Source organism: Streptomyces roseus, assembly GCF_001044425.1.
GTDB lineage: Bacteria > Actinomycetota > Actinomycetes > Streptomycetales > Streptomycetaceae > Streptomyces > Streptomyces roseus.
In genome coordinates this window covers 41,043-47,418 of record NZ_LFML01000031.1, presented here as the reverse complement: position 1 = coordinate 47,418, position 6,376 = coordinate 41,043, and the positions used below count along the sequence as shown (strand labels likewise).

Sequence of the window (6,376 nt, the reverse complement as noted above, 5' to 3'; positions counted from 1 at the left end):
AGGGCTGCGGGGCTGCCGGCGATGCCGGGCCGCGGGGCTACCGGGCTACGGGGCCCGGTCGGCGGCGGGGGCGGAGGCGGGGGCCGCACCGGCCTCCGGGGCCTCCTTGAAGTCGACCCGGCCCATGTGCCGGCTCATCGACTTCATCAGGCCCCACACGGCCAGGGCCAGGGCCGCGAACACGATGAAGCCCAGGACTCCGGGGGTCACCTTGTTCTTGTCGAAGGTGTCCCCCGCGAGCGGAAGGAGCTCGGTCAGTGCTGCGTGCGTAGCGCTCATGGCTAAGCATTCTCCCGGATGCCCTCGAAGAGGTCGGACTCGGGGAGGGAGGTGTCGACGAGCGACTTCGCGAGCTCGTACTCCTCCGTGGGCCAGACCTCCTTCTGGATCTCCATCGGGACGCGGAACCAGCCGCCGTCCGGGTCGATCTGCGTGGCGTGCGCGATGAGCGCCTTGTCACGGATCTCGAAGAAGTCGGCGCAGGGCACGTGCGTGGTCAGGGTCCGCTCCTTGCGCTCGAACTCCTTCCAGCGCTCCAGCCACTCCCCGTAGGGGGACTCCATGCCGCGCGCGAGCAGGGCCTCGTGCAGGGCGACGGTGCGCGGCTTGTTGAAGCCCTGGTTGTAGTAGAGCTTCTGCGGCTGGTACGCCGGGCCGAACTCGGCCTCCGGGTACTTCGCGGTGTCCGCGGCGCCCTCGAAGGCCACCATCGTGATCTTGTGGGTCATGATGTGGTCGGGGTGCGGGTAGCCGCCGTTCTCGTCGTACGTGGTGATGACCTGCGGCCGGAAGGCGCGGATCTTCTTCACCAGGCGGCCGGCCGCCTCGTCCACGTCCTCCAGGGCGAAGCAGCCCTCGGGCAGCGGGGGCAGCGGGTCGCCCTCGGGCAGGCCGGAGTCGACGTAGCCCAGCCACTCCTGGTCGATGCCGAGGATCTGGCGGGCCTCGTCCATCTCCTTGGCGCGGACCTCGTGGATGTTCTCCTCGATGTACTTGTCGCCCTGGAGCTTGGGGTTGAGGATCGAGCCGCGCTCGCCCCCCGTACAGGTCACCACCAGCACGGGAACCCCTTCGGACACGTACTTGGCCATGGTGGCCGCGCCCTTGCTCGACTCGTCGTCGGGGTGGGCATGGACGGCCATCAGTCGAAGCTGCTCGGTCAAGACAGGATCCTCTTTGAGTCGTCAGGGCGTTCGCCTCCTATAGTGACCGAATCGGGGGGTGGAAAAATTCCGGGGCTGCCCCCGGACTACCGGAGTCCTGCCTTCCCGAAAGGAACGATCAATGAGCGCGGTGCGCGAGGGGCTGCCCGAGGGTCGCTACGGCCGGTCGGCGGACGAGCGTGCGGACCGCAAGCTCAAGATCGTGGGCTCGGTGCTGGGCGTCGGGCTGCTGGGCCTGGTGGGATGGATCGGCTGGGACTACGTCGCGGGCCAGAGCGTCAGCGCCGAGGTGATCAAGTTCCAGGTGGTCTCGGACACCGAGGTGAAGGTGCACCTGGAGGTGCGCAAGGACGCCGGGGTCGCCGGGGTGTGCACCCTCAGCTCCCAGAACGAGGAGCACGCCGAGGTGGGCCGCGCGGACTTCACCTTCGGGCAGAAGAGCTCGCGCGTGGACGAGATGCTCTCGCTGAAGACCACCGGTCGGGCCACGATGATCGAACTGGTCGGCTGCCAGGCCGCGGGCCAGGGCACCACGCCGACGGCAGGTTGATCTCTTCCCTGCTCACGGGCCCGATGACACACTTCATACAGATGGTGTCCTCCCCCTTTTCTTCCCGAATTGTTAGGCTCGTGGTTTCGCCCGCCGCTGGCGGACAAGTAGTCCCCTGTACCGACGAGGAGCACCCGTGACCCAGACGAGCGAAAGCGTCACCTGGCTGACCCAGGCGGCGTACGACCAGCTGAAGGCAGAGCTGGACTACCTCTCTGGTCCCGCACGCACGGAGATCGCCACCAAGATCGCAGCCGCCCGCGAGGAGGGCGACCTGCGTGAGAACGGCGGTTACCACGCGGCCAAGGAGGAGCAGGGCAAGCAGGAGCTCCGCGTCCGCCAGCTGACGCAGCTCCTGGAGAACGCCAAGGTCGGCACCGCGCCCGCCGCCGACGGCGAGGTCGCGCCCGGCACGGTCGTCACCATCGCCTTCGACGGCGACGAGGACGACACCATGTCCTTCCTGCTCGCCTCGCGCGAGTACGCGTCCTCGGACTTCGAGACCTACTCCCCGCAGTCCCCGCTGGGCACGGGCGTGATGGGCAAGAAGATCGGCGAGAACGCCGAGTACGAGCTGCCGAACGGCAAGAAGGCCACCGTCAAGATCCTCGACGTCAAGCCCTTCACCGGCTGATCACCCCCGCGTGAGAGAAAGCCCCCGCCGGACGGATCCGGCGGGGGCTTTCGGCATGCCCGGCCGGGGCGGGGACGATGACCGGCGCCGTACGGGCTACGCGCTCGCCGAGCGGTACTTGCGGACCGACAGGGTCCGGAAGACCAGGATGATCAGCACCGACCACAGGATCGACGCGGTGACCGGGTGCTGCATGGGCCAGGCCGCGGGGGCCTCGTATCCCGGCGGGAAGTTGCCGAACAACTGCCGGGCCGCCTGGACGGTGGCGCTGAACGGGTTCCACTCCGCGATGGTCCGCAGGAACGTCGGCATGTTCTCGGAGGGGACGAAGGCGTTCGAGATGAACGTCAGCGGGAAGAGCCAGATCAGCCCGCCCGAGGTGGCCGCCTCCGGAGTGCGCACCGACAGGCCGATCAGCGCGCCGATCCAGGAGAACGCGTACCCGAGCAGGAGCAGCAGCGCGAAGCCGCCCAGCACCTCGCCGGCGCTCGTGTGGGTGCGCCAGCCGACGAGCAGGGCGACGACAGCCAGGACCACCAGCGTGAGGGTGGTCTGGACGAGGTCGGCCAGCGTGCGGCCGGTCAGGACCGCCCCGCGGGCCATGGGCAGCGAGCGGAACCGGTCGATCAGGCCCTTGTGCATGTCGTCCGCGATGCCCGCGCCCGCGCCGGCGGTGGCGAAGGTGACGGTCTGGGCGAAGATGCCGGCCATCAGGAACTCGCGGTACGCGGCGGGCGAGGTGTTGCCGTCCACGCTGATCGAGCCGCCGAAGACGTAGCTGAAGAGCACGACGAACATGACCGGCTGGATGACCCCGAAGATGATCACCTCGGGGATCCGGGACATCCGGATCAGGTTCCGCTGGGCGATGACCAGGGAGTCGTTGACGCCCTGGACGATGCCGCCCCGCGGGCGGGGTGCCGCGAGCTGCGGGGCCGGGGAGGCGGGGGTCATTTCTGCACCTCCTCGTCGTTCAGGGCGGCCGCGTGGCCGGTGAGGGAGATGAACACGTCGTCGAGGGTCGGCCGGCGCAGCGCGATGTCGTCGATGTCGATGCCGCGCGAGTCCAGCTCGCGGATGACCTCGGCGAGCAGTTTGGCGCCGCCGCTGACCGGGACGGTCAGCTTGCGCGTGTGCTGCTCGACGGTGGTCTCGCCCTTGCCGAAGCCGGCCAGCACGGCGCGTGCGCCGTTCATGTGCTCCCGCTCGTGCACGACGACCTCGACGCGCTCCCCGCCGGTCTGGGCCTTGAGCTGGTCGGAGGTGCCGCGGGCGATGACCTTGCCCTGGTCGACCACGCAGATGTCGTGCGCGAGGTGGTCGGCCTCCTCCAGGTACTGGGTGGTGAGCAGCAGGGTGGTACCGCCGGCCACGAGCTCCTGGATGACGTCCCAGAGCTGCTGGCGGTTGCGCGGGTCGAGGCCGGTGGTGGGCTCGTCCATGAACATCACGGGCGGGCGGACCACGAGTGCGGCCGCGAGGTCCAGGCGCCGGCGCATGCCGCCGGAGTACGTCTTCGCGGTGCGGTCGGCGGCGTCGGCGAGGTTGAAGCGCTCCAGCAGTTCGTCGGCCCGGGCCTTCGCCGCCTTGCCCGTCATCTGGTAGAGCCGGCCGACCATCCGGAGGTTCTCGCGGCCGGTCAGGTACTCGTCCACGGCGGCGAACTGGCCCGAGAGGCCGATGGCGCGGCGGACTTCGTTGGGATGCTTGAGGACGTCGATGCCGGCGACGACCGCCGTTCCGCTGTCGGGCCTCAGGAGGGTGGTCAGGACCCGCACGGCCGTGGTCTTGCCGGCGCCGTTGGGGCCGAGCAGGCCCAGCACGGTGCCTTCGGGGACATCGAGGTCCACGCCGTCCAGTGCCCGTACCTCGCCGAAGGTCTTGACCAGCCCTTCGGCGTAGATGGCGCCTGGCATAGGGATTCCCCCTGGTGGTAGCGAGCCGGAGAACCGGTACTTCCCAGGCAAATCATAGGGGCGCGGGTCAAGCGCCGCCCGGGCGTCAGCCCGCGCCGAGGTACGTGACGTTCACGGTGAGCAGGCTCTCGTTCGCCTTCAGGTTCACCCCGGCCGCCTGCTTCACGCTGCCGATCAGCAGCACCCAGTCCGTCTGCTCGTAGCTCTGCGGCGCCGTCTCCCGCCAGCCGAGGTGCTTGAGGTGCTCGCCGATCCGCGGCAGGGCGCCCTCCACCTGCTGCGTGTTCACGACGGCGGTCCAGTCGACCTGGCTCGCGTTCTTCGTGTTGTCCGCGTCGCCCGAGCCCTTCCCCTTCTCGGGGTCCAGGCCCGCCGCGCGCAGCGCCGAGCGGACCTCCTGGTCCACGGTGTCGCGGCTCACCGGCGGTTCGGCGCCCTTGGCCGCGGGCGCCGCGGCCGCGGCCGCCTTCTGCGCCGCCACCTCGCCGGATCCGTCGGAAGAGGAGCAGCCCGTGAGGACGAGGGCCGCCGACGCGGCCAGAGCGATGACGGCCGCCGTTTGCGGTCTGACGCGAATGTGCACCGAGAGACTCCCACCCCATGTGAACGTGGCCGGGAGTCTCACACAAACGGCCGGATTCCGCACCCCTGTGTCACCACCGAAGGGGACAAGACCTAGCTGATCACCGCATATCCGGCCCCGTGGAGGGTGCGTGCGACCTCGGCGCAGTGCTCCGGGCCCTTGGTCTCCAGGTGCAGTTCCACCTCCACCTCCGTGAGCCCCAGCCGGGGATCGGTGCGTACGTGGCTCACGTCCAGCACGTTCGCGTCCACCGTCGACAGCACCGCGAGGAGCCCGGCCAGCGCCCCCGGCCGGTCCGCGACGCGCAGCCGCAGCGACAGGTAGCGGCCCGCCGCCGCCATGCCGTGGCGCAGGATCCGCTGGAGCAGCAGCGGGTCGATGTTCCCTCCGGACAGGACCGCGACCACCGGGCCGCCGCCCCCGTACAGCTCGGGACGGCTCAGCAGGGCGGCGACGGGGCTGCACCCGGCGGGCTCGACGACCAGCTTGGCGCGCTCCAGGCACAGCAGCAGGGCGCTGGAGAGGTCGTCCTCGGAGACCGTGCGGACGCCGTCGAGGAGCTCGCCGATGATGTGGAACGGGATGTCTCCCGGGCGGCCGACCTTGATGCCGTCGGCCATGGTGACCGGGTTGTCGATCGAGACCGGGTGTCCGACCCGCAGCGAGGGCGGGTAGGCGGCCGCGCCCTCCGCCTGGACACCGATGACCTTCACGTCGGGGCGCAGGGCCTTGACCGCGACGGCGATGCCCGCGGCGAGGCCGCCGCCGCCGATGCCGACGAGGATCGTGCGCACCTCGGGGCACTGCTCCAGGATCTCCAGGCCGACCGTGCCCTGGCCCGCGATGATGTCGCGGTGGTCGAAGGGGTGGATGAACACCGCCCCGGTGCGGTCGGCGTACTCCTGGGCCGCCGCCAGGGTCTCGTCGACGACCTGCCCGTGCATCCGCACCTCGGCCCCGTACTCCTGCGTCGCCGCCACCTTCGGCAGCGGCGCCCCCACCGGCATGAACACCGTCGAGCGGACACCGAGGAGGGAGGAGGCCAGGGCCACGCCCTGCGCGTGGTTGCCGGCGCTGGCCGCGACCACGCCGGCCGCCCGCTGTTCGGGGCGCAGGCCGGCGATGCGCACGTACGCGCCGCGCAGCTTGAAGGAGCCGGTCCGCTGGAGGTTCTCGCACTTGAAGTGGACCGGGGAGCCGGTGAGTGCGCTCAGGTGCCGGCTGTTCTCCATCGGCGTGACCCGGGCGACGCCGGAGAGCATCTTCTGGGCCCCGCGGACGTCGTCGAGGATGACCTGCGGAACGGGCACGGGCACGCGGTAGTTCATGCCGCCAGTCTCGCAGCCCCGACCGCTCACGGCCGGGGGGAGCGGAGCCGGGCCCTTCGGAGCGGGTGCCCGTCCGGTGCGACGGGTCTCGCGGGGCACGGTTCCGGGGGCCCACAGGGGGCGAAATCACGCCATCCGGGACGGGCCCGCCGCCCTGGTCCGTACCGCCCGTATCAGTTCTCGTACGAGGCGTACGGGCCGC

8 protein-coding genes are annotated in these 6,376 nt (G+C 70.5%); 2 read left to right on the top strand and 6 right to left on the bottom strand.

Going from position 1 to position 6,376, the window contains the following annotated elements; all coding sequences use genetic code 11:
• Window positions 1–45: 45 nt before the first annotated feature.
• A complete protein-coding gene (locus ACS04_RS08260; RefSeq protein ID WP_048475880.1) occupies window positions 46–279 on the bottom strand; it encodes a hypothetical protein in 234 nt (77 codons plus the stop codon).
• Between the two features lie 2 nt (window positions 280–281).
• Window positions 282–1,163 (bottom strand): mycothiol conjugate amidase Mca, encoded by an 882-nt coding sequence (mca, locus tag ACS04_RS08255; protein WP_063839248.1) that lies wholly within the window; start codon window positions 1,161–1,163, stop codon window positions 282–284.
• Between the two features lie 121 nt (window positions 1,164–1,284).
• Here mca and ACS04_RS08250 point away from each other — a divergent pair, with 121 nt between their 5' ends.
• Both ACS04_RS08250 and greA read left to right on the top strand, forming a co-directional pair.
• Complete coding sequence (locus tag ACS04_RS08250) at window positions 1,285–1,713, top strand: DUF4307 domain-containing protein (protein ID WP_048475878.1); 429 nt, start codon at window positions 1,285–1,287, stop codon at window positions 1,711–1,713.
• Window positions 1,714–1,849: 136 nt separating this feature from the next.
• Complete coding sequence (greA, locus tag ACS04_RS08245; RefSeq protein ID WP_048475877.1) at window positions 1,850–2,347, top strand: transcription elongation factor GreA; 498 nt, start codon at window positions 1,850–1,852, stop codon at window positions 2,345–2,347.
• A 96-nt stretch (window positions 2,348–2,443) separates the two neighbouring features.
• Here greA and ACS04_RS08240 read toward each other — a convergent pair whose 3' ends face one another.
• From ACS04_RS08240 to ilvA, 4 genes are all read right to left on the bottom strand, one after another.
• Entirely contained in the window at window positions 2,444–3,301 is an 858-nt protein-coding gene (locus ACS04_RS08240; protein WP_048475876.1) for an ABC transporter permease, read from the bottom strand.
• A complete protein-coding gene (locus ACS04_RS08235) occupies window positions 3,298–4,263 on the bottom strand; it encodes an ATP-binding cassette domain-containing protein (RefSeq protein ID WP_048475875.1) in 966 nt (321 codons plus the stop codon). Before ACS04_RS08235 ends, ACS04_RS08240 begins: the two co-directional genes overlap by 4 nt.
• An 85-nt stretch (window positions 4,264–4,348) precedes the next feature.
• Window positions 4,349–4,846: a hypothetical protein gene (locus ACS04_RS08230; RefSeq protein ID WP_048475874.1), complete on the bottom strand. Its 498-nt coding sequence runs from the start codon at window positions 4,844–4,846 to the stop codon at window positions 4,349–4,351.
• A 92-nt stretch (window positions 4,847–4,938) separates the two neighbouring features.
• A complete protein-coding gene (gene ilvA, locus ACS04_RS08225; RefSeq protein WP_048475873.1) occupies window positions 4,939–6,174 on the bottom strand; it encodes a threonine ammonia-lyase in 1,236 nt (411 codons plus the stop codon).
• Between the last annotated feature and the right edge of the window lie 202 nt (window positions 6,175–6,376).